This is a genomic window from Lentilitoribacter sp. Alg239-R112, from assembly GCF_900537175.1.
GTDB lineage: Bacteria > Pseudomonadota > Alphaproteobacteria > Rhizobiales > Rhizobiaceae > Lentilitoribacter.
Map to the genome: position 1 here is coordinate 752,017 of NZ_LS999833.1, position 24,774 is coordinate 776,790.

Consider the following 24,774-nt stretch of genomic DNA (forward strand, 5'->3'; position numbering starts at 1 on the left):
AGGTAATGACCTGGCTGTTAACCCACCACTTCGACCCTCATGATAAGCTTCTATTGGGCAGCCAGAAGTGAAGTATTACCTCCCGCCGCTGTTGTATCAATACAAAGATGACGCTCTAATAAGCATAAATCCTTCATATCATTGGTTGCGATAAGTGGCAGAAGCGCACCAGCTCTGCTGGCAAGCGCTTGACGGGCTGCTAGAAGGTCGTTTCGATCAGACCATAATGCAACGGCCTCGAACCCCTTTAACTCTGATAATGCCGCCCTAGGAAGGACTCCAGATATAGTGTTGGCACCTGTAAGACCCGGCGCCACGCCTACAGCGGCGCAACCCATTTCATGGGCAATCTCCATCTGACTTTCCGCAAGAGATGCAGTTGGACCCAAACATAAAATGGTGCCTTTGGCGAAAATTGACCATCTGTTAGACTCTCCGGTCGGACCCGGCATATCGATGGTTTCAAGAGCGGTATGTGTATCAGTGATGGCTTCATTTAAAGCCGTTTGCACTCTGCTAACCTCAACTTCATTGCCTTCAACAAAATCATGTTCCGGTAGAGTAAGGCGCTTGAAACGCCTCACATAATGCGAGCCACCCGCTTTTGGACCTGTTCCAGAAAGCCCCTCTCCTCCGAATGGCTGCGATCCAACAACCGCGCCGATCTGATTTCGATTTACATAAATATTACCTACATTAATTTTGCTCGTAATGTATTCGACTCGATCATCAATACGAGTATGCAGGCCGAAAGTCAGACCATAGCCACTTGCATTGATATCAGAGATAATCTGGTCGATCTCTGTTGCCTCAAACGTGCAAATATGGAGAACAGGACCAAATATCTCCTTTTCGAGAGACAAGACACCGCCGACCTTGATGACGGCTGGCCCTACGAACAAACTGTCCTGCGGTGCATCCAACTGTTTAAGTAAAGTACCTTCCGCCCTAGCTTGATCAATATGATCGACAATCTCGCGACGAGCTGATGCTGTTATGACCGGACCAACATCAGATGACATGTTCCATGGGTCTGAAATTTCCAATTCATCCATAGCGCCATAGAGCATTTCCAGAAACTCATCAGCAATATCTTTTTGTAAATATAACATACGCAAGGCGGAGCAGCGTTGGCCGCAAGAGCGGAACGAGGAATCCACTATGTCTTTAATTGCTTGTTCTGGAAGTGCTGTTGAATCAACGATCATCGCATTAAGACCTCCAGTTTCCGCAATAAATGTGGAATCGGGTTCCAGTTTGGCCGCCGAGTCACGATAGATCATCTGCGCAACACCCGTTGAGCCTGTGAAACAAATCCCATTAATGCGTTTATCAGTGGTCAATTTCGCACCCACAACAGAACCCTTGCCTGGAATGAGCTGTAAAACTGCCTTTGGGACGCCTGCTTTATGCATCAAACGAACACCGATAGATGCAATGATCGGGGTTGGATCGGCCGGTTTTGCCAACACACCATTCCCTGCGGCCAAGCCTGCAGAAATTTGTCCGGTAAAAATTGCCAACGGAAAATTCCACGGTGAGATGCACGTTATAATTCCGCGCTCAGGCAAATCCCCAAGTCGAATTGCTTCCGCACCATAATATCTTAAAAAATCAACAGCTTCGCGAATTTCTGCCACCGCATCAAGTGCAGTTTTACCTGCTTCGCGACAAAGAGCTGCGAAGATTTCGCCGGCATTTTCTTCATAAAGATCAGCAGCTTTATTCAGTATAGCGGACCTTTTCTCACAAGATATATTGCCCCAGTTTCTTGCAGATACCAACGCATTCTCAACTTGTTCAAGAGAAGCCTTAGTTACAAATCCTACCTGATCTTCGGCGTTATTTGGACTATAAACAGCTGTCGGCCGGTCACACCAAATCGAACCAGAGATCATTGGTTTTACGATCCATTCATGGGATTTAAACGTTTCGCGGGCCTTCTCAAATGCAACTAAATCATCAAAATTACGCAGATCCCAACCTACAGAATTTGGCCTTTCTGGCTGATAGATGTCATTTGGATTTTTAACAAATTTACTTCCAATAGTCGCGTCACTTCGGAGAATTCTAAAAGGGTCCTCAGCAATAGTTTCCGGGCTTACATCCTCATCAACCAGTTGATTAACAAAAGAGGAATTAGCGCCATTTTCCAAAAGTCTTCGCACCAGATAAGCCAGCAAATCGCGATGCGCACCGACAGGTGCATAAATTCTGCAACGGGTTCCTTCCTGATCAAGCACAAGCTTGTGTAGTTCTTCACCCATCCCATGCAATCGCTGAAATTCAAAAGACTGACCTTTTTCAGCCATATGAAGTATCGCGCTCACCGTATGGGCGTTATGTGTGGCAAATTGCGGGTAAATACGATCAGAGTAGTTCAATAGTTTTCGGGCACAACAAATGTAAGAAACATCTGTTGCTGCTTTATCGGTAAAAACAGGGAAATCATTCACACCGTCAACCTGGGCCTGCTTGATTTCTGTATCCCAGTACGCACCTTTAACTAAGCGAACCATAATATTTCGATCGGTCTCATTTGCGAGAGAATAAAGCCAGTCAATAACCGCAGGGCAGCGTTTGCTATAGGCTTGAACAACAACACCAAATCCATTCCAACCGGCATATTGTGGTGCACGCAGGACTTCCTCAATCACATCAAGAGATAGATCCAGACGATCAGCTTCTTCGGCATCAATATTTAAACCCATTTGCGCTTCTTTGGCCATATCTGCGAGCACCTTAACCCGTGGTACCAATTCCTTCATGACCCTCTCTCGTTGGGCAACTTCATATCGAGGATGCAGAGCTGAAAGTTTGATCGATATGCCAGGGTTTTTACGAATGTCTTCATGCTTTGCATAACGCGCAAGCTTTTTGATTGCATCACTGTAGGAAGTAAAAAATGCATCCGCATCTTTTGCCGTTAATGCTGCTTCTCCCAACATGTCATAGGAGTAAGTAAACCCCTTCTTCTCCATCGCTTGGCCACGTTTAACTGCCTCTGATATCGTCTGGCCGAGCACGAACTGATGCCCCATCTCTTTCATTGCTCGTTTAACCGCGGTGCGGATCAATGGTTCGCCAAGTCGGCGTACTGCAGCATGCAAAGTATCTGCAAGCCCTTCAGATTCAGGTTCTTGCAGAACTTTACCAGTTAACATAAGCGCCCACGTAGAGGCATTAACAAGTGATGAACTGGATTGTCCAAGATGCTCACCCCACGAAGACGGTGCGATCTTATCTTCGATCAGCTCATCAATTGTGTGCGCATCTGGAACACGAAGCAACGCTTCTGCAAGACACATCAATGCAATACCTTCTTGCGTCGACAAGCCGTATTCAGCAAGGAATACCTCCATAAGACCGGGATTACTTGCTTTACGAATATTTCGAACCAACTCAGCGGCTCCAGCAGAAACCTCTGCACGACTTTTATCGCCTAAACCATGATCCCTAGACAGCTCCTTCAGAGCGGATGTTTCATCGATCATATGTAAGTTTCTGATACGAGATCGGATGTCGAGTAATTGGTTCATAGGTTTATTCCTTGCTTATCTGCCCATATTCTAACATTATTACAAAAGGACATTTTCCTTAGTTTTTTATTTTCTTAGGCATACACACTTAAATACGGGGATTTTTTAGTGAAAAATGGACATAGAACCGATCCAGATAGTGAACTTGACTTTTTAGACCAAAAAATCATCGCGATTTTATCTGTCGATGGACGAATGGCGATCACAGACCTTGCCAAACAAGTGGGCATGTCAAAAACCCCCTGCGGTGTGAGAGTAAAACGCCTAATAAACGATGGTTTTATTTTGGGTTTTCGAGCGGTTCTGAACCCTGTAAAACTTGATATGAGCCATATTGCATTTGCTGAGGTTAAACTACACGATACAACCGAGGCTGCGCTCAAGGCATTTAATGAAGCAGTCCAATCAATCGTGGAAATTGAACAGTGCCATATGATCGCAGGGTCGTTTGATTATCTTCTGAAAGTTCGTACGAAAGATATTACAGCCTATCGGCGTGTTTTAGGCGAGCAAATATCTACATTGCCACATGTCGCCAGCTCATCGACATATGTAACGCTTGAAGCGGTCAAGGAAATTGGCGCCGAGTTCAACTAATGTTGCATGTTGCTTCAAGAACCTTTTCCTACAAGATTACAAGCTTAATTGCATAGGCAATAATTGCAAGCGCAGCGACACCTAATAGCCAGAGGCCAATAAATGCAGTTAGTCGCTTTAAAAGTGTAGATCCTTGCTGTGCCATCAGTGATACCCTTCGCGTGGGTCAACTTTCCCCCGGAAAACCCAGTAGGCATATGCCGTGTAACCCAATATGAGAGGCACAAGCACAACCGTTCCGTAGAGGGTAAAAAGTAAACTACTATCAGGTGCAGCGGCTTCAGAAATTGTTAGAGAGGGAGGCACAATATTAGGATAGAAACTAATTCCTATTCCGATGAAGCAAAGCACAAATATCACTAAAGATGAAAAAAACGGCGCAAAATCACTTTGCTGGATCAGCCCGACAAATAATTTCCACGAGGCATAAATGACCAAGAGCGGAACCAAGCTTGTATAAATCATGGTCGGAAATGCAAACCACCGCTCGAAATACACCGGATTTAGAAATGGCGTTACGATGCTAATAAGCCCAATGAAAATGAGAGTACTCACAGCAAATATCCAAGTAATATTCCGCATGCGTATCTGCAATTCATCATTTGTTTTCATAATAAGCCAAGTTGAACCAAGCAATGCATAACCGGAGACAACCGCAAAACCAGTCAGAAGGGAAAATGGCGTTAACCAGTCCCACCAGCCACCAACATACTCACGGTTTTCTACCGCAATACCTTGAACGAGAGCCCCCAATGCAATGCCCTGCATAAAAGCTGCGATAAAAGACCCTCCAAAAAATGACAAATCCCAAACACGCTTCCATCGCTGAGTTCGCCAGCGATATTCAAACGCGACACCGCGAAAAATTAAGGCCAACAGCATGATGATAATCGGCATATATAGTGCTGGTAAAACAGTAGCGTAGGCGAGCGGAAAAACCGCGAACAAGCCGCCGCCGCCCATAACCAGCCAAGTCTCATTTCCATCCCAAACAGGGGCAATGGAATTCATCATAATATCGCGATCTTGGTTCTCGTCAGCGAAAGGAAAAAGTATGCCCACCCCAAGGTCAAACCCATCCAGAATAACATATGTGAGAACAGAGAAAGCAATAATACCTGCCCAAATAAAAGGTAGATCGATCATCATGGTTGCTCCGAATTATTTGATTGAAGAACAGATGGCTTGATTTGAATAACGGGTGTTGTTCCTGCTGCTCTTAGGGGACCATCGTCCAGCATTGTTTCTTCTTCAGACGGCGGTTTACTCATTAATCGGACAATATAAAATGCACCAGCTCCAAAAACAAAGAAATATACGACAATGAATGCCAGAAGAGATGTGGCAACCGCTGGCGCTTCAACGGGTGCAAGTGAATCGGATGTTCTGAGCAACCCGTAAACAGTAAATGGTTGTCGACCAACCTCCGTAGTGATCCACCCTGCAAGTACAGCAACAAAGCCGCTTGGACCGAGAAGGAGGGCCGTCCTATGGAGCCACTTAGATGAATAGATCATGCCACGCCATCTCGCCCAAAGGCTCCACAGACCAACGCCTAACATCGCAAAACCAATTGCGACCATAATTCGAAAACTCCAAAAAACAATGGCCACAGGCGGTTCGTCTTTATCAGGTACCGTATCAAGCCCATCAAGCGGTGCGTTTAGGTCATGCTTTAATATCAAGCTCGAAAGTTTTGGAATTTCTAAGGCGTAATCGACCCGCTTTTTCTCTGCATTGGGTAGACCAAATAGAATGAGTGGTGCGCCCTCAGGATGGCTTTCATAATGGCCTTCCATAGCCATTATTTTGACCGGTTGATATTCCAATGTGTTCAAACCATGTAAATCACCTGCAAAGATTTGCACAGGCGTTACAATTGCGGCCATCCACATAGCCATTGAAAACATTGTTTTGGTAGCCGGTCCTGCCTGCTTTTTCAGAAGATGCCAAGCACCAACCCCACCGACCACAAACGCAACAGTTAAAAAGGCAGCAAGCACCATATGTGCCAGGCGATAAGGAAATGAAGGATTAAATACTATCGCCCACCAATCATCGGGCACAAATTGACCAACTTCATTGACCAAATAGCCCTGTGGCGTTTGCATCCATGAGTTTACGGATAGAATCCAAGTCGCTGACATTAAAGTTCCGAAAGCAACCATTGCCGTTGCGAACATATGCAAGCCTGGACCAACGCGCTCACGGCCAAAAAGCATGATACCAAGAAATCCTGCCTCAAGGAAGAATGCTGACAAGACTTCATAAGCCATGAGAGGGCCGAGGATTGGCCCTGTAATATCAGAGAAAACACTCCAGTTGGTGCCAAATTGATATGACATGACGATACCTGACACGACACCCATGCCAAAAGCTAACGCAAAAATCTTCGACCAGTAATTAAATAAGACGAGATATTTAGCCTCTTTTTTCCAAAGCCAAAGTCCGTTCAACACAGCTAGAAAGCTTGCTAAACCAATAGAGAACGCTGGAAAAATAATATGAAATGAGACTGTAAATGCAAATTGAAGGCGGGCTAGGAACTCTGCGCTTAAATCAAAAAACATTGATCGCTCCAAACAACAATTAAAGTTCTATAATAAATATAAGTTTAATCATGCTTGTAGCTAAAAACAATATTTAATATATAACTTATTGTCGCACACCACCAATAACAAATTGTCGCACAAAATTGCAGAAAACCCATGAAATTAACAAGCTATTCAAATTATGCGCTCCGCTCACTTCAGTTAGCAGCAATGCATACGCCAAACCTCATACGCGTGGACGATGTCGCAAATGCTCATAAATTGTCTCGACCACATATCGTCAAAATCGTGCATGAACTCGGCAAAGCAGGTTATGTGGAAACAGTTCGTGGCCGAAATGGTGGCTTCAGGTTAGCGAAGGACGCCAATAAAATTGTTGTCGGCGACGTTGTTCGGCTAACAGAAGGTCCACTGGATGTTGTTGAGTGCTTTAACCCAGACACGAATACCTGCCCGCTTATGGGTATATGCAAGCTTTCAAAGGCGATGACCAAAGCAACAGAGGCATTCATGGCGGTTTTGGATGGCTTAACAGTTGCCGATATTGCCTCAAACCGCAACGAATTGATGGGTCGCATTAATACAGCACTTTGCCTCGATTAAGACCTACTGCTTATAAAAGCGCGCCATAAATATGCATTACATATGGCGCGCTTATTTCTTCTGAGAAAACTAAACTATACTTCTGTAAACCGGAGGTAGGATCTTACTTCATCCCACCCTTGCGGAAAGATATCTTTTGCTTCTTCGTTATTGATAGAAGGTGGAATGATAACCTTATCACCAGAGCGCCAATCTGCGGGTGTTGCAATATGCTTTTCATCACCCAACTGCAGGGCATCAATCACGCGTAGGATTTCATCAAAGTTCCGCCCAACAGACATAGGATATGTCATTGTTAATCTGATTTTTTTGTTAGGATCAATAATAAACACACTACGCACCGCAGCGGTCTCACTTTCTGACGGATGTATCATGTCATAGAGCTTTGCTATGCTTAGATCCGCATCAGCAACAATAGGGAATGTTAAGTTGGTATTTTGCGTATCATTAACATCCAAAATCCATGTATTATGCTCTTCAATCGTATCGGTCGAGAGGCCAATTGGTTTGGTATTTCTCTTTTTAAATTCATCAGCCAGTTGTGCTGTACGACCCATCTCAGTTGTGCAAACGGGGGTATAGTCCGCCGGGTGACTGAAGAAGAATGCCCAACTACCCCCAATCCAATCGTGGAAGTTAATTTTCCCTTTGGTGGTTTCGACGTCGAAATTAGGGGCGATATCGCCAATTCGTAATGTCATCTTGTACTCCATTTTTTGCTATTTGATGCTTATGGGAGGACTGCAAACCCGCATCACCTATTTGCAGTTATTCTTCAAACACGCTTTCGATAACTCCAAAACGGCTTGATGTTGTGATAGGTAAATTTCACCCGATAGATGCTCTTGAAAAGAGGCTCGCATGAGGCGATCCATAACAGGGCCTTTTACTTCGCTGAGATGAAAACTAATACCGAGATCAACTAGGCGTTCGTTGATCGCTTCAATGGATTCCAGTGCGCTCATGTCGATTGCATTGACGGCAGAACACAATAAAATCACATGCTTCACCTCGTCTTTATTTGCCACCAGATTATATATTGCATCTTCCAAAAAACGTGCATTGGCAAAATAAAGACTTTCATCAATACGAACCGTAATGATGTTAGGATGAGTTATAACTTCATGTCGCAACACATTGCGATAATGTTCTGACCCGGGGACCTGACCAACAACAGCCATATGAGGTTTGGAGGATTTATAAAGGTGAATAAGAACGGAAATGACAACGCCAGCACTCACGCCCAACTCAACACCAAACCCAAGAGTGATTAAAATTGTGGCCAGCACCGCTATGAAATCAGCTTTTGAGTAGGCCCACGTTTTTTTAAGAATAGAAAAATCAACCAAAGATAAAACTGCAACAATAATTGTTGCTGCCAATGTAGCCTTGGGTAAAAAGTAAATGAGCGGAGTTAGAAATAGCGATGCAAGCGCAAGTCCAACGGCAGTATAAGCTCCTGCAGCGGGTGTATCAGCTCCCGCATCAAAATTGACAACTGATCGAGAGAACCCACCGGTTACCGGAAAGCCGCCTGAAAAAGCTGCACCAATGTTAGCACTGCCAAGCCCGATTAATTCTTGATCTGGATTAATACGCAATCGCTTTTTAGCGGCAAGGGTCTGGGCAACGGATATGGATTCCACAAAGCCAATCACTGATATTAAAACAGCTGACCCTATCAAACTCACCCAAAGCTCTTGCGAAAATGAAGGAATAGTCAACGGCGGCAAACCTTGAGGAACATCCCCGACCAAGGCCACGCCACGTGCACCCAAATCATACAACCAAACGACTAAAATGGTCGCTGCAACTGCAAAAACAGGACCAACCTTTGCCCCTATTCTGGCAAACCAAACAGGAACTCCTAACTTCAACAGAAGCGGTTTAATGCCTTTACGCGCCCAGAATAAAAATACTGTCGCGGTTACACCAATACCAACGGTAAACCAGTTTGCATCGACCGCATTTTCAATGAGTGATACGACAAGCTCTAATAGATTATGGCCATTGGCCTGGATACCTAGAATATGTTTGAGCTGGCTGGCAGCGATAATAATACCAGATGCGGTAATAAAACCCGCAATCACTGGGTGAGAAAGAAAATTTGCAAGAAACCCGAGCTTCAAAACACCCATCAATAGAAGAAATATACCGGACAGGAATGCAAGAGTAATTGCTGCTATGACATATTCAGATGTTCCCGGCAACGCGATTTTGCCGATTGCTGCCGCAGTCATAAGAGAGACCACCGCTACTGGACCAACCGCCAATGCTCGGCTTGTACCGAAAATTGCATAAAGCGCAATCGGAATAATGGACGCGTACAGCCCCATCTCTGCAGGCAAACCAGCAAGCAATGCGTAAGCCAATGATTGCGGTATGAGCATGATAGTTACAATAACCGCAGCGACCAAATCATTGACTAAAGTAGCTTGATTGTAGGTCCTACCCCATTGCAAAATGGGCAGATAATTTGACAGATTAACCGATTTCATTTTTGCAACATGATCTGGGAACCTCAATAAAAACCACAGCTAACCTTTGTGGTTCAAACTCAATAAAACTAATCTTTCGCAACCGTAATAGCTTCTGGTTTGACCAACCATTCCTTACCTTTCAGCATTGCCTTCCAATAAATTGGTGGCAGGATTTTTTCCTTCAGAAGCCAAGCCATCCGCGATGGTTTTTGTCCATTGAGCATCCATCTGGGGAAACTTGGTAAAAGTTTGCCACCGTAACCAAACTCCGCCAAAACAATTTTCCCGCGTTCAACTGTCAGCGGGCATGAACCATAACCATTATAGTGGGACAATCCCTCAGCTTGCCCTACATCGTACATAATATTGTTAGCGACAACGGGTGCTTGCGCACGTGCAGCCGCAGCGGTTTTGGCATTTGGCGCATTCATAACATCACCCAAAGACCATATATTATCGTAGGCTTTATGACGCAGTGTGGCTTGATCTACATCAATCCACCCATTTTCATCCACCAAAGGCGAAGCCCGAATAAAATCTGGCGCTATTTGAGGTGGCACCACGTGCAACATGTCAAACTCTGCCTCAATGAGTTCAGTATTTCCCTCACCATCGACTTTATTAAACCAGGCTCTTTTATTGGACCCATCGACTTTCGTTAAAGTATGCATAAAATTTAATTTGGCATCATAACGCTCGATGTAATCCATCAAAGCGGGAACATATTCTTTAACTCCAAATAGCACGCCACCAGAATTGTAAAACTCAATATCGATATTTGAAATCGTCCTATTTTTAAACCAATAGTCAGCGGATAAATATAAAGCTTTCTGAGGTGCGCCAGCACATTTAATAGGCATGGGCGGCTGGGTGAAAAGGGCACGTCCAGTTTTTAAATTTTGGACTAGCTCCCATGTATAAGGGGCGAGATCATATCTGTAATTTGATGTTACACCATTACGACCTAGAGTATCGGTAAGGCCTTCAATGCCATTCCAGTTTAACTTCAATCCAGGCGCGACAATGAGGCGTTTATATTTTACGACACGACATCCATCAAGAATTACCGCATTATTATCTGGCTCAAACGCAGAAACAGCGGCCTTGATCCACTTAACACCTGACGGAATGATAGATGCCATAGTTTTGGCGGTTTGATCAGCATTAAAAATACCGCCCCCAACCATAGTCCAACCAGGTTGATAATAATGCACATCGGCCGGATCAATAATTGCAATATCAAGATCGTTAGAACGGACAAGCAAGCTTGACGCAACCGAAATACCACCTGCTCCGCCGCCAACGATAACAATATCATGAGTAGTATCAGCGACATCCGTCGGTGTTTTGCCACCGTTTGCAATACGCCGAACCACACCATTCATATCATAGCCTGCAGCTTTTGTTGCACTTAATATATCCGGGATTGGCGTTTGGTTCGCTCCCTCATTGAGCGACCATAATGTCGCCGAGCGTGTTCCTGTGCGACAATAAGCAAATACTGGTCCGGGCAGTTCACGCAAGGCAACACCAAATGCACTCACTTCCTGATCGCGAACTTTACCTGCCGTAACAGGGATATGCCTTGCCTGAATACCAGCTTTCTTAGCTGCAGCCTCAATCTCATTATAAGTTGGTTGATCTGCCCCCTCCCCGTCAGGTCGATTACAGATAATAGATCTAAAGCCACCCTTCTTAAGCGCGATAATATCGCCGGGCAAAACTTGCCCGCTAACTGATAGTTGATCGCTTATCTTCTTAATATCCATATACCGCACTCCCCTACTAAATTCCCGACATTGTTATTTATGTGCAGCCAGATTAAAGGCTATTCACAGGCACTTTAAGAACCGGATTCCCATCTTCATCCTTAGGGAGGTCGCCAGCCCGCATGTTAACCTGTAAAGACGGGATAATGAGTTTAGGCATATCAAGCTGCGCATCACGCTCTGTTCTAAACTTTACGAATTCTTCTTTTGTTTTTCCGGCTCCAACATGAACGTTATATTTCTTCTCATCGCCAACAGTTGTTTCCCACTGAATATCTCTGCCGTTAGGACCATAGTCATGGCACATAAACAGGCGCATCTCGTCAGGTAGTTCTAAAATTTTCATTATTGAATCGTACAGCTCATGCGCATCTCCACCTGGAAAATCAGCGCGCGCAGAACCTCCATCTGGCATAAACAGCGTGTCCCCGACAAATGTAGCGTTCCCCATTACATGAACCATGCAGGCCGGTGTGTGGCCGGGCGTATAAATTGTGAAGGCCTCGAGATTACCTATCTTGTAGGTATCACCATCTTTAAACAACGCATCAAACTGCGATCCATCACGTTGAAACTCGGTTCCTTCGTTAAACACTTTTCCAAATGTATCTTGAACCACTAATATCTTATCCCCGATACCGATTTTACCACCCAGCTTTTGCTGAATGTAAGGTGCTGCAGATAAGTGATCCGCATGAACATGGGTTTCAATAATCCATTCCAATTGCAGGTCATTGGATTGAATATATGCAATGATCATGTCAGCGTGTTCGTAAGTGATGCGACCTGCAGCATAATCAATATCCATAACTGAATCGATAATCGCGCATGAACTCGACGTAGGGTCTTTAACAACATAACTAATCGTATTTGTTGCCTCATCAAAAAACGCCTTAACCTCTGGTTTGTTATTCATATTTACAGGGTAAGAATTCATTTGATTATCCTTTCATTTTTCTGAACACAATAAGATATATTTTAAATACAACTTTATGAATGTAGATATTGCTTTAGCCCAAATACTGTCCTCATTAGGCTATTTTCAAAGCTCTATTGCTGACTGTTCTTGCAAACGCTATGCCTGCGACAAGCGCGACCACAAAAACATATGTTTGCGAATAACCTAGACCAAGTGCCGGTATTGCACCGCCCGGACAAAATCCGGCTATACCCCAGCCAACACCGAATGATGCTGACCCCATAAGTAATCGCGCATCAATGACATTCTTAACCTGAATTGAGAACGGCGCACCCAGTAAGGATTTCGATTGACTGCGAAAAACAATTTGGTATCCGATCGCCGTTGTCACCAACGCGCCGCCCATAACAAATAGTAAACTCGGGTCCCAAGATCCGGCGAGATCAAAAAAGTTTAATACTTTTGCCGGGTTAGCCATGCCGGATATAGCAATCCCAATGCCAAAAATCGCACCTATAATTAACGCTGAAAATAGTTTCATATTACTATGGCCCCATTACGTGACGAACAAAGTAAACTGTTATGAAGCACGTGATCATGAAAACAATAGTTGCTGCGATTGATCTGGGTGAGAACCGCGCCATCCCGCAGACACCGTGCCCGCTCGTGCAGCCTGAACCGAAGAAAACCCCTACACCAACGATGAATCCTCCGACCATCAACGCAAAAGAAGATACCGGAACAGCAAATGGCACCGTCCCTCCAAGCTGGATAAAGACCATTGGAGCTATGATAGCGCCCAACAAAAATGCGGCTCGCCAGCCCCAATCGGATACGAAAGGTGGGATAAGACCGGTCATAATACCTGTCATTCCGGCAATTCGCCCATGGAAAGCCATCAATAATATGGCGGATATTCCGATCAGAACACCTCCACCCAATGAGGTCCAAGGCGTAAATTCGGTAACAGATTCCATTCTAAACGTCCTTAGCCTTACAACTATTTAGTCCAAATAAGCGATAGAGTGGACAAAATCGCATTATTGCGGTGAATATTAATACAGCGCCAGCGATCAACATTACCCAGCGCATAATTGGGTTGGCCAAGAAGGAAGAAACGAATAAGTAAGGTGCAAGAAGAAGGGCTACGCCAAGAATAACACGGATAAGACGATCTGACGTACCGACATTAGATGATTTGAACATAATAAACCTTTCATGTTGCTTATATAAAATATCTCTTATATAAGCAATCACGAATATGCAAGGACTATATATGAATTTGGACATAAAAGAGCTTGAACCTAAAATTGCTCAAGCAGCCAATCTTATGGAAATGCTATCTCAGCCAGCGAGGCTACGCATCCTATGTATTCTGTTAAATGGTGAACAGAGCGTTCTGGATCTATCGGAGCAAGTTGGCATGTCCCAACCCGGCATGTCTCATCATTTAAAAAAACTACGAACGGCAGAACTTGTGAAAACAAGACGTGAGGCTCAAACTATCTTCTATTCTTTATATGGTATTGAGGTCTCAACCGTTATGGAAACGCTCTATAATCTTTACTGCGCACCCAAATAAGGCAATTTCTCATCAAACGGCACAAATAGTAGAAAAACCGACAAGCAAATACAAACTCCCAATTGGATTACAAAACAGAAAATGCGGTGGCTGTGTACGCAGTCTCAAACTAAACAGTCTCTTGTACGTTATTCTTGTTCTGCCTGTTTCGGTCAGATCTTCGCAAAACAGGTCAATTCTCACTGCATTTGGTAATTTTCGATTTTATGGCGCGCAATCAATCTCTTACGCAGGAGACTAGAGTTCCCGTTAAGTGGCAATCCACTGCCTTTTGGACTGTTAGTTGGGATTTTCTACGTTTATGATTGTCGTTAGGCGGGATACGATTGTCGTAACGTGGGATCGGATTGTCACTATACGGGATTGCGCTATTGTTAAATGGGTTTCAATTGCTATTTAACGGGAACTAAATGTCATTTAGCGGCATTCAATTGCACTTACCCGATGTTGTAGCCCTCTTAAGCAATCATGTGAATAATTTCACCGCTCTCTCATCGCATGTTTTATCTGATCGGTGATTGGTTTTGTCAAGTATGAGATCACAGTCCTATCCTCTGTTTTAATGAATGCTTCAACAGGCATGCCGGGTACTAGGATTTTATCACCTAGCTTAGAAAGCTCCTCTTCGGGAATAACCAAGCGAACTTGATAGAAACTCAAACCCGTTACTTCGTCCTGAAGAAGATCGGCTGAGATGGTTTTTACATTTGCCTTTAGTTCTGGCGTTGTTCGCTGATCAAAACTTGGTAGGCGGATGGTTGCTTGCTGATGAGCAGCGATCTGATCAATATTGATCGGTTGGACTTGTGCCTCGATAATGAGTTCATCATCTTGTGGCACGATCAGCATGGTGACCTCACCTGAGGCTATCACCTGCCCGATCGTGTGAACATTAAGGTTATGTACAAGTCCCGACCGTGGCGCTCTAATTTCAATGCGCGTAAGCTGATCTTGTGCTGCAATACTTTGTTCTTCCAGTTGGGCGATTTGAACCCGGGTATCTTGCAACTGTTGTAAAACGCTTGCTAAAAAATCTTCATCCAGTTGCAATATCTGCATATTGCGTTCGCTGATTGCTTCTTTCGTTTGCGCAATCTGAGCTGTAAAACCACCTAACTCGCCCTCAAGCTGCGCCTTCTCACGATTGAGTACCGAAACACGGCTAGCTGAGACCAATTGCTGCGAGAGTAGGCCATCAAGATCTTCCAATTCTTTTGTAACAAACTCAGTCTCAGTAACTTTCGATTTTTTTTGTGCTTGATAACCCTCAATCTGCTTTTCAAACTGAACGATTTGTTCGCCGAGCTGTTGCTTTTGCCCATTGAGAGAATTACGTCGTGCTTCAAACAACCGTTGCTGACTGTCTTTGATGATCTCAATGGAGGTTGCTCTAACGGCATCATCAGCCCGCTCATCGGAGAACTTAATCACGGCTAAACCATCCTGTTCGGCGATAAGACGTGCCTCTTGAGCATAAAGGCTATCAAGCTGTTTTGTAACCACTGCAAGATTTGCCCGTGTTACAGTATCATCCAATCCAATTAGAAGATCGCCGACGCCGATAACATCGCCGTTCCTTACATGGATACTCTGAACAGTCCCACCTTCTTGGTGCTGAACTTGTTTGATATTACTTTCCACCACAACTGTACCGGAAGCGACAACAGCGCCGGCAATCTCAGTCATTGTGGCCCAAGCAACAATTCCACCAAGCAATAAAAAAATAATGGCGAACGACATCAAAACATGCGTACGAACACTGGACTTTAGGGTTTTATCTAGTTCAGCTTTTTCCATCATCTATCTCCTAGCTTGTGCTCTTTACCTGAACAGGAGCGATAACTTTTTGCAAAACCTCTTCCTTGGGACCGAAGGCCATTTGCTGACCGTCTTTCATCACCAATACTTTATTCACTGCTGCAATAGCACTTGGTCTATGAGCAATAACGATAACAATCGACCCTGCCTCTCGCAGGGATTTAATAGCATTGGTGAGCGCACCCTCGCCTTCGGCATCCAGGTTTGAATTCGGCTCATCCAGAACGACCAGAAATGGGTTCTTATAAAGCGCCCTCGCTAAAGCAATTCGCTGTTGTTGCCCCGCAGATAACGTATAACCAGAAACACCAATCATAGTGTTAAATCCATCAGGTAATGCGATAATCATCTGGTATACATCAGCAAGCTTAGCGGCCTCAATTACTGCCTCAGGCTCTGCATTTTCCATAAAACGCGAGATGTTTTCATTAACTGAGCCATCAAACAACTGAATGTCTTGCGGCAGGTAGCCAATGAATTGCCCTACACGTTCGGGTGCAAACTGTTCCAACTCAGCACCATCAAATCGGATCGCACCTTTTAAAGCAGGCGTTACACCAACAATAGCACGAGCTACGGTAGATTTACCAGAACCAGATGGACCAATGATACCAAGTCCATCACCAGCTTCAAGATCAAACGCAATACCTTGTGCAACAATTTGCCTACTGCCCGCAGGACCGCAGGCCAATTGACTGACATTGAGCGTATTCGTTGGAATAGGCAACTCCATGACATCATCAGTTTCAACACGTTGTTCAATAACATCCTGAAGGCGTTTTTTACTCTGACGAGCCGCGACAAACCCAGACCAATGCGCAACGGCCTGTTCAATAGGTGCTAAAGCACGAGAGGTCATAATCGATGCTGCAATCATAATACCGGGCGATACTTCTTGCCCAATGGCAAGCCACGCACCAACACCTAAAACAGCGGACTGCAACAACAATCTAAACGTCTTAACAATCGTGCCAAAAGTTCCAGCTCGATCAACTGTAACACGTTGTTTGTCAAGGTATTCACCATTGCGTAAATCCCAACGTTTTTTAAGCGACGGCATCATCCCCATGGCACGCACGACTTCAGCATTTCTACGAGCAATCTCTACAAGATTTGCACGGCGACTATTCTCACGCGAGAACTCTTGTACTGGCTTACGAGAGACAATCTCTTTGAGGCCAATCAATATGCAAATGATTACGCCGCCGCCTAAGGCAATAAAGCCCAACAAAGGATGGAAAAGAAAGACAATACAGAGATAAAGTGGCATCCATGGAACATCAAAGATTGCTGCTGGCCCCGGCCCAGATAAAAACTGCCGTAATGTATCCAAGTCTTGCACAGGACGTAACTGTGTGGCTTTTGGACCTAGCAACAATGGTAGGTTTGTTGAGATATCATAACTCTCGGCGGACAATTGCGCATCTACACGCTGACCTATACGTGCTAAAATTCTGCCGCGAAAAGCCTCAAGCACGCCATAGAAAACATAGAGCCCAATTGCCAAGGAGCCAATCACGACGAGAGTTGGAACCGACCCGCTTGCCAGCACACGATCATAAACCTGCAACATGAACAAGGGGCCAGTTAGCATCAGCAGGTTAATCACCATACTTACAACGCCGACGCCTATGTAAGAAGTCCGCAAAGACTTAAATGCATTGCGGACCATCTCGTTCTGTCGTTTATCTGAATTACTCAAAACTAACCCTCTGCAATACGCATTTATGCAAACCTTAAATCATCTTGATGAAAATCAGCAATGCCAAGACTAACCTTTTCAGAAACAACCATACACCCAACACTAGAGGCGGCAACAAAGCCATCCGGTGTTTGTACGGTTTTGGTCACTTTTTGGTTCCATGAATAATTCGTATAAGCCTGCCAATAGGCCAATGTCAAAAACCCAATGATCAGCACAAGACCAGTTGAAACCGCCTTCATGCCGCATACCTCCTCGCATCCGGCAAGGTACATCTACCTGTCTTCCTACCTGTTATGATTTTGATCGGATTCATTCGGATCCATGAATATCTGACCAGCAACCAGACTTGCAGACAATCGGGCTGACTACGCATTTAGAATACGACAGGCCCGAAAAAACTTTCGTAAACACACCAAACATCCAAAAAGAAATCCGCAAATACACAAATACACAAATAGGAATTCTCACCTTTCAGATAGTAAACACAACCTAAACAGCAATTCATACTATCATATTTAGGATGTGGCGGATTGTCGCGTAATTTGGAATTTTGTATAATGTAAAAATCCCTAAATATTTCTATTAATTTGCAGACTCTTGGTAAAATGGAGCTCAAAATTATCAAATAATTCGCGCGATAAAAATCATGTATAAAAAGTGACTAACCCAGATGAGTTTTTTGCTAGATTCAATTATCTGATGTTCAAACAGCTACAGCCGGTCTTCATTAGGTTCAGAGTAAAAATTGACCTTCGATCTTGTGATAGCAAATGAATGAGAATTCCCTGAGAGAAAACCTACGCGAGAAAAAGGGTGATTAAGTCTATTCCTGTTTCTTAACAGATTTAGCACCCATCTTTTTCAGTATCTCTGGATCGATGAGACATGTAACCAGAGGATGAATGAGTAAATCACCTTCTTTGGTAACCTGTTTAAAATTTGCGGTTACAAATGCCGCCAATTGTTGATTTTGCGCAATCACGTCAAAAAGCCAATTGATTGATCCAGATGCCCAATCATCCTGCTGTAAACGAATAGGAAAGACTCCCCGCTTTTATCTGCTCACGGATCTTGGCATCGACGTCCTCAGAAACAGATGCCCAAATGGCGATACCCGTCAACAGATCACACAAGCCATGTTTTAAGACATAAATGACTTCTACAACACATCGACGATACTCAGCACTAGGAGGACTATCACCCATCAAATTTGAACGAAAATGAGTTAAACGATACTAGGACACGGAAACAAAACAGGACAAATCCAAAACAACGATCACTGCTAGGCGTGTTTCTCTTCTCATTAAACTCGCCTGCCTAGCACCTGATATCACAGATTCAACCCTTCAAGGTCTTCAGCCACATGGTCTTACATCTGCTAAATTACTCAAATCACCCCTACCCTTTGATTGAGACGAACAGCTTGAGATAATTCGCAAACTCTACTAAACTGAGATCTGCATTTGTTCCCAGCCCAAGGTCATAAATATATTTGCATGACCTAAGCATCAGCGATCAAATAACGCGATGCAAAATCCCCAAACCTGCACCTCCAAACATTCCTACAGAGACTTTTTATAAACTCGCGCGCCAATACGCCCATTTATCGCGTATTTATAGCGCAGAGATAAAAACAAACCCATGAATTCATTATGAAATTTTCGGAGAGACAAAAGCTCGACTGAAAAATAAAAATGCGGTGGCTGTGTAACCAGTCTCAAGCTAACCAGCCTCTAGTCTGTTATTCCTGTTCTACCTGTTTCGGCCAATTCCTAACAAAACAGGGCAATTCTCGCTGTATTTGGTAATTTATTCAGTTTTATTAAGCGTAATCATCAACTTATACAGAAGGTAAGAGTTTCCGTTAAACGGGAATTCATTGTCGTTAAATGGGTTTCAATTGCTGTTATGTGAGGTTCATTGCTGTTTCACGGGAACAGAATGTCATTCGGCGACTTACGATTGCACTTATACGGTTTTGAAATACTGTTAATAGGAACGTTGTTGCCGATCGCCTCAGATCTGCCCCTGTTCCATATTGTGCCGCAATATTGGCTCCGAGTTGGCCCCTATAAGTATCTATCGCGTTTGGGTAATTGAAAATTATTTATTCGACTGGAGTCGATGGCTCCTGCGGAATTAAATCAATTGAATTTGGCCCGAACTTTTGTGAAAATCTAAATTCGGACCTGTTAATTCATTGAGATTAGCGAACGTAGTCGAGCCATGGGCTTTGCTCAGCAATCATATGATCCACTAGCTCCACGACACCCTTAGTCTGACGACTCCTCAATGTCTGCTTTTGGACACTAAAGCGATCTAGAAATCCAAACTAATATGGTCTGTTTTATGCCAGAAGTGGAATTCATGGTCACTTAATTAAGATGCACAACTGCTTTAAAGCCTTGCTCATTATTACATGGTGAAACTAATTCTAAATCCCCACCGCACTGGTCGAGAATTGACTTTACAATTGATAAACCAAGACCAGTTCCCTTTGCACTTGTTTCGCCACGCACAAAGGGCTGGTCTAAGCGTTGTAATATTTCAGTTGAAATGATCGGGCTATCATTTATAACTGAAAACGATATTTCACTCTCTATAGCTACGTAGATAGGTTTATCTGGGGCGCCATGTTTTCTCGCATTTTCAACAAGATTGCGAATGATAATGGCAAATGCATCTTGTGTGATTTTGGCATATAGCTGAACATCGTCTGGGTTATGCAAAACAATCTGCCCCATGTGTTTGCTACCCGCAGAGAAGTCATCCAGCAAGAGCTTAAGTATCGGTATGAGTTTCACCCGGCTTTCAGATTTCGCAAAACCAGTTTCAGTACGTGAAAGTTGGAGTAACTTCTCTGACAAATCAGACAGATGCTTCAAAGACTTTTCAATATCGGCAATACGTTGTTGTCCATTACCATTTTCCAACTCCAGAGCTAGGCGTTGAACTTGAGCTAACGCACCTGCCAATGGTGTTCGAAGTTCATGAGCACTACTTGCGGCAAATGCACGTTCTGCATTGAGTGCTTTGCCGAGCCGTTCAAGTAAACTTGCTACCGCTTCAGAAATTGGCGCAAGTTCATTTGGATATTGTTTACTTGAAAGCGGAGCGAGGTTTGACCCGTCTCGTTTTGCAATATCGTCTTGTAAAGCCTTGATGGGCATCATTGCTTTTTTGATTGCGTATAGAATACCTATTATCATCATCGGTATTAGTGCCGCTAAAGGCAATATCAAGGCAAGAACGCTTTCCCATAATGCAACTATACGGTGATCTGTATTCTCTGCAATTACGATGCCAAAACCGGAATCTAAATCCGTAATAGCAAAATATCTCACGGCGCTAATATCTGAAAACCCATCCGGCACATTTTGCAATTGAATATCAGGTTGAAAATCATCCGGCAGTGTAACTTTGTTACCGTTTTCGTCTCTTATATAATAAGTGAAACGACTGTCGAAATTTTCCAAGGACGCTATGCGGTATTCCTCACTGACTTCACCTTCCGCACGCTCTTCAATATCATGGATCGCCAGCGGGAGAAGACGAATAGCAGCCTGTTCAAGCGATTGATCAAATGCTTCGTTTAATTCATACTGAACAACGAGACCAGCTATTAGCGTTGCGCTTAGCCAGAATAAAACCACACCAGAAACAAGTCCGATTGTCAGTCTTTTTGTGATGGATGATGTCTTCTTCACTGCTCAACCTGATAACCGATACCGCGTATGGTTTTAATGACATCCTTGCCAATTTTCTTACGTAGTCTGCTGATATAAACCTCAACAGCATTGCTCTCGATTTCGGCACCGAATTCATAGAGTGAATCTTCAATGTCCGCCTTGGGAACGATACCACCTCTATTTCGCACAAGGCGCTCAAGCACCGACCATTCGCGAGCAGTCAATATCAGCTGCTTTCCATCAAGAGAGATAATTTTACGACCAAGGTTAACCGATAAAGAACCAATATCAATCGCTGGCAAAGATTGGTTTGAATAACGGCGGGAAACTGCCATTAATCGAGCAGACAATTCATGAAGATCATAAGGTTTAACAAGATAATCATCGGCGCCTGAATTAAGACCTTCAATTCTCATTTCAATCTGATCTTGAGCTGTTGAAATAATAACAGGCACATCATTTTTGTCGCCCCTTACATGATTGAGAATATCAATTCCTTTGCCATCTGGTAGACCAAAATCAAGAAGAATGAGTTCATAACTGACCGTTTGCAATGCAAGCAGCGTCTCGTCCTTTCGCTTCATCCAGTCAACACTATGCCCGGTTGCCAACATATGGTCGCGAATAGCACCACCCAAAACGTGGTCATCTTCAACAAATAGAATACGCAAGTGAATTCCCTTCTTGCCCACATTTGCGACACAAAGCTTACAGGAAGCTGAACGAAATTATCTTTAACTGTAAGGGTGCCGTCAGCTTCTCTGATTAGCTCTAGCACAACACCATATCTGAGCAAAATTGAGAAAGGTAACATCATGAGGAAAATTATCACAGCTTTGGCGCTTTCAACTGCACTTATGGCACCCAGTCTAGCGTATGCAAAAACAATTTCCGCAACTGTCACAATGAAAGGGTTCCGAGGCCCGCCTGCCTATGTTGCAGTTTATCTGACAAAACCTAATGGACAGTTCCACTCAACTCTTTCCATAAAAGGAAGTAAAAACAAATATAGAAAACATCTCCGGGGCTGGATACGGGGTTCATCGCGCTCGAAACAGAAATTGGATGGTTTATCTGGTGCGAGCGTTGGATCAGGTCGCACATTTACCGTGAGCGCCAACGTGAAAGACGCTTTGCTTAGTGCAGGTTATCAAGTTCATGTTGATACAGCTGTTGAAGACCGCGGCGAGTTTAAAAGCGACGCTGCTGTTGTGATGAACTCGACGCAATCAAGTGCAGTTGCAAACGGCAAAGGCTTCGTTAAATCCGTTAAAGTTCAATGGAACTAGAGAGGGTATAAACATGCGTTCTGTTCATTCATTATCTGGATTAATCATTGGGTTATTAGTCAGTGTCGTTGCGTTTACGGGTGCATACCTTTCGGTCGAGCCCATGCTTGAACGTATTCCTGTTGCCACGTCACATGGTATAAGCGTTGCTGAAATAACGCATATGGCAAATCAAAAAGTAACCGGTATTGAAAGAATAGAACGCAAAGCGAGCGGTGCAGTTCTCATACACGGGCTTTCTCAAAATGAAGTCTCAACATCTGTTTTGAACACAAAGACGGGTGAAGTCACGCCTCAGACACCGAGGTCAGTAACTATGAGCTTCATGAACGAACTGCATCGATCGATATTTTTAGGTGATTTTGGGCGAATTATTGCAGGCATTAGCGCGATTTGCCTCTTGTTCATCTCTTATTCTGGCTTAGTGATGCTGGCAAAACGCATGGGTGGTTGGACAAAGATCTTCTCATCTGCGCGCGGGACCAAATCACAACGCCTTCATATTGATATTGCCCGTGTCACAATGGCAGGTTTCACATTATCTGCAATAACGGGCCTATATATGTCTATGGTGACATTTGCTGTCCTACCCGACGCAAGCACTGAAACTCTACCATTTCCAGAAGAGGTTGCCATTGGGTCGCCGATCTCGCCAGCAGATATGAGTGCGCTATTAAGCGTACCATTATCAAACTTGCGCGAACTTACATTTCCGTATCCCGACGACCCTACAGATGTATTTACAATCAAAACCGCTTCTGGCGCGGGCTTTATAGATCAAGTTACAGGCGAGATAATTGCTTTTTCTGAAAATGGAAGAGCACAGAAAACCTATGAGAAAATATATATGCTGCACACGGGGCAAGGTGGAGGGTTAACATCGGCTCTGTTTGCAATCATTCTAGGTCTATCTGCACTTGCAATTCCGGTGCTTTCATTCACAGGAATTATCATATGGCTAAAACGACGTCGTAGTGGAGGGCGCATCGAACAAAATTCTGATTTAGAAACAGCGGACACAATTATTCTCGTTGGAAGCGAAGGTAATGCCACATGGGGGTTTGCATCAACATTGCATAAAGCGCTTACCGAGCAAGGCAAAAAAGTAAGAACCGAAGCGATGAACAGCATTTCACAAGATCATCTTGATGTGGCGCATGTTTTCATCCTCACTTCAACATATGGTGATGGTATAGCTCCGAGCTCAGCAGATCAGTTTGAGGCAAAGCTGCGCGCACTGGAACTCAATCCCCTGACAAAATTTAATGTCTTAGGCTTTGGCGACAAACAGTTCACTGATTTCTGCGCCTTTGCAAATAAAGTTGAAATTTTGCTTCGCAAAAAACAGGCAAATTTTCTTGATCCACTTTCCAAGATAAATCAACAATCATCGCAGAGCTTCAAGGATTGGGGCAAAACTATTGGCCAAAAAATGGGTGTTAATCTGGACTTGGAGCACGTTCCGCGAAACATCAAAACACAGCAGATCGCACTTTCGAAAATTGTAGCACGCTCACAGGAAAACGATGCACCCACAGCTATCTTGCGCTTTGCTTTAAGGCAAGAACTTCTAAGCTCGAAAATGAAAACCTTTGAAGCTGGAGATCTTATAGGTGTAATTCCGCCTATTAGTTCAGTGCCACGCTATTACTCGATCGCGTCTAGTTCAGATGATGGATTTATCGAGATTTGCGTTAAACTGCACAAATGTGGTCTCTGCTCAAACTATCTTCTCAATTTAGAAGAAGGCGAGTTAATTAACTTCTTCCTTAAAGAAAACCTGCGATTTAAACCGGATCAAACAGATGCTCCTATCGTTATGATTGGCGCTGGAACGGGAATTGCACCACTTGCCGGAATTGCAAGACAAAATACTGAGCAGCGACCGACTTATCTGTTCTGGGGTGGGCGTAACCCACACACTGATTTCATATATAAAGACACTCTGGTTGACCTCATGAACCGAAATAGATTGAGTAAAATCTTTCTGGCTTTCTCAAGATTTGCAAATCGTCTTTACGTCCAAGATCGCTTGAAGCTTGAAGCTGAATTACTGAAATCTCTTGTTGCTCAAGGGGCCCAAATCATGGTGTGCGGCGGCCCAGAAATGGCTAACTCTGTACGCGAGACGATCAACTCCATTCTCGTTCCACAAGGCGAAACTATCACCTCACTTCAACTCCAAAATCGGTATCTCGAAGATGTTTACTAATCACAATATCAACCATACGG

21 protein-coding genes are annotated in these 24,774 nt (G+C 44.0%); 5 read left to right on the forward strand and 16 right to left on the reverse strand.

Features of this window, described 5'->3' with window-relative positions; genetic code table 11:
- Positions 1–50: 50 nt before the first annotated feature.
- Entirely contained in the window at positions 51–3,539 is a 3,489-nt protein-coding gene (putA, locus tag G3W54_RS04155; protein ID WP_162651868.1) for a bifunctional proline dehydrogenase/L-glutamate gamma-semialdehyde dehydrogenase PutA, read from the reverse strand.
- Positions 3,540–3,647: 108 nt separating this feature from the next.
- Here putA and G3W54_RS04160 point away from each other — a divergent pair, with 108 nt between their 5' ends.
- Positions 3,648–4,136 (forward strand): Lrp/AsnC ligand binding domain-containing protein, encoded by a 489-nt coding sequence (locus G3W54_RS04160; protein WP_244627829.1) that lies wholly within the window; start codon positions 3,648–3,650, stop codon positions 4,134–4,136.
- 144 nt (positions 4,137–4,280) lie between these two features.
- Here the strand turns inward: G3W54_RS04160 and cydB are convergent, their stop codons facing one another.
- Positions 4,281–5,285, reverse strand: coding sequence for a cytochrome d ubiquinol oxidase subunit II (gene cydB / locus G3W54_RS04165; protein WP_174244206.1), 1,005 nt, complete (start codon positions 5,283–5,285; stop codon positions 4,281–4,283).
- Positions 5,282–6,706: a cytochrome ubiquinol oxidase subunit I gene (locus G3W54_RS04170; protein ID WP_162651870.1), complete on the reverse strand. Its 1,425-nt coding sequence runs from the start codon at positions 6,704–6,706 to the stop codon at positions 5,282–5,284. The genes cydB and G3W54_RS04170 overlap by 4 nt, the downstream gene beginning before the upstream one ends.
- A gap of 138 nt (positions 6,707–6,844) precedes the next feature.
- Here G3W54_RS04170 and G3W54_RS04175 point away from each other — a divergent pair, with 138 nt between their 5' ends.
- Entirely contained in the window at positions 6,845–7,291 is a 447-nt protein-coding gene (locus G3W54_RS04175; protein WP_162651871.1) for an Rrf2 family transcriptional regulator, read from the forward strand.
- A gap of 74 nt (positions 7,292–7,365) precedes the next feature.
- Here G3W54_RS04175 and G3W54_RS04180 read toward each other — a convergent pair whose 3' ends face one another.
- The 7 genes from G3W54_RS04180 to G3W54_RS04210 form a co-directional block, all read right to left on the reverse strand.
- On the reverse strand, positions 7,366–7,992 hold the full coding sequence (locus G3W54_RS04180) for a peroxiredoxin (protein WP_162651872.1): 627 nt from the start codon (positions 7,990–7,992) through the stop codon (positions 7,366–7,368).
- Between the two features lie 57 nt (positions 7,993–8,049).
- Positions 8,050–9,789 (reverse strand): sulfate permease, encoded by a 1,740-nt coding sequence (gene sulP, locus G3W54_RS04185; RefSeq protein ID WP_162651873.1) that lies wholly within the window; start codon positions 9,787–9,789, stop codon positions 8,050–8,052.
- Positions 9,790–9,857: 68 nt separating this feature from the next.
- Positions 9,858–11,540 (reverse strand): bifunctional protein tyrosine phosphatase family protein/NAD(P)/FAD-dependent oxidoreductase, encoded by a 1,683-nt coding sequence (locus tag G3W54_RS04190; RefSeq protein ID WP_162651874.1) that lies wholly within the window; start codon positions 11,538–11,540, stop codon positions 9,858–9,860.
- A gap of 52 nt (positions 11,541–11,592) precedes the next feature.
- Complete coding sequence (locus G3W54_RS04195; RefSeq protein ID WP_162651875.1) at positions 11,593–12,477, reverse strand: MBL fold metallo-hydrolase; 885 nt, start codon at positions 12,475–12,477, stop codon at positions 11,593–11,595.
- A 94-nt stretch (positions 12,478–12,571) separates the two neighbouring features.
- Positions 12,572–13,000 carry a DUF6691 family protein gene (locus tag G3W54_RS04200; RefSeq protein ID WP_162651876.1) on the reverse strand — a complete coding sequence of 143 codons (429 nt, stop codon included), beginning with the start codon at positions 12,998–13,000 and terminating at the stop codon, positions 12,572–12,574.
- 4 nt (positions 13,001–13,004) lie between these two features.
- Complete coding sequence (locus G3W54_RS04205) at positions 13,005–13,436, reverse strand: YeeE/YedE family protein (RefSeq protein ID WP_162651877.1); 432 nt, start codon at positions 13,434–13,436, stop codon at positions 13,005–13,007.
- Position 13,437: 1 nt separating this feature from the next.
- Positions 13,438–13,665 carry a DUF2892 domain-containing protein gene (locus G3W54_RS04210; protein WP_162651878.1) on the reverse strand — a complete coding sequence of 76 codons (228 nt, stop codon included), beginning with the start codon at positions 13,663–13,665 and terminating at the stop codon, positions 13,438–13,440.
- Between the two features lie 70 nt (positions 13,666–13,735).
- Between G3W54_RS04210 and G3W54_RS04215 the strand changes: the two genes are divergently transcribed.
- The gene (locus G3W54_RS04215) at positions 13,736–14,041 is read left to right on the forward strand and encodes a metalloregulator ArsR/SmtB family transcription factor (RefSeq protein ID WP_162651879.1); all 306 of its coding nucleotides are present in this window, start codon (positions 13,736–13,738) and stop codon (positions 14,039–14,041) included.
- Between the two features lie 480 nt (positions 14,042–14,521).
- On the opposite strand, the gene G3W54_RS04220 is transcribed toward G3W54_RS04215, so the two are convergent.
- The 6 genes from G3W54_RS04220 to G3W54_RS04245 form a co-directional block, all read right to left on the reverse strand.
- Positions 14,522–15,841, reverse strand: a complete 1,320-nt coding sequence (locus G3W54_RS04220) for an HlyD family type I secretion periplasmic adaptor subunit (protein WP_162651880.1) — start codon at positions 15,839–15,841, stop codon at positions 14,522–14,524.
- A gap of 7 nt (positions 15,842–15,848) precedes the next feature.
- Positions 15,849–17,561, reverse strand: a complete 1,713-nt coding sequence (locus tag G3W54_RS04225) for a type I secretion system permease/ATPase (RefSeq protein ID WP_343162559.1) — start codon at positions 17,559–17,561, stop codon at positions 15,849–15,851.
- 23 nt (positions 17,562–17,584) lie between these two features.
- Positions 17,585–17,803 carry a hypothetical protein gene (locus G3W54_RS04230; RefSeq protein ID WP_162651881.1) on the reverse strand — a complete coding sequence of 73 codons (219 nt, stop codon included), beginning with the start codon at positions 17,801–17,803 and terminating at the stop codon, positions 17,585–17,587.
- 584 nt (positions 17,804–18,387) lie between these two features.
- Positions 18,388–18,546 (reverse strand): hypothetical protein, encoded by a 159-nt coding sequence (locus G3W54_RS04235; protein WP_162651882.1) that lies wholly within the window; start codon positions 18,544–18,546, stop codon positions 18,388–18,390.
- Between the two features lie 1,393 nt (positions 18,547–19,939).
- Positions 19,940–21,271, reverse strand: coding sequence for a HAMP domain-containing sensor histidine kinase (locus tag G3W54_RS04240; protein ID WP_162651883.1), 1,332 nt, complete (start codon positions 21,269–21,271; stop codon positions 19,940–19,942).
- Complete coding sequence (locus tag G3W54_RS04245; protein ID WP_162651884.1) at positions 21,268–21,924, reverse strand: response regulator; 657 nt, start codon at positions 21,922–21,924, stop codon at positions 21,268–21,270. The genes G3W54_RS04240 and G3W54_RS04245 overlap by 4 nt, the downstream gene beginning before the upstream one ends.
- A 144-nt stretch (positions 21,925–22,068) precedes the next feature.
- Here G3W54_RS04245 and G3W54_RS04250 point away from each other — a divergent pair, with 144 nt between their 5' ends.
- Both G3W54_RS04250 and G3W54_RS04255 read left to right on the forward strand, forming a co-directional pair.
- Positions 22,069–22,542, forward strand: a complete 474-nt coding sequence (locus tag G3W54_RS04250) for a DUF2271 domain-containing protein (RefSeq protein WP_162651885.1) — start codon at positions 22,069–22,071, stop codon at positions 22,540–22,542.
- Positions 22,543–22,555: 13 nt separating this feature from the next.
- Entirely contained in the window at positions 22,556–24,754 is a 2,199-nt protein-coding gene (locus tag G3W54_RS04255) for a PepSY domain-containing protein (RefSeq protein WP_162651886.1), read from the forward strand.
- Positions 24,755–24,774 lie beyond the last annotated feature (20 nt).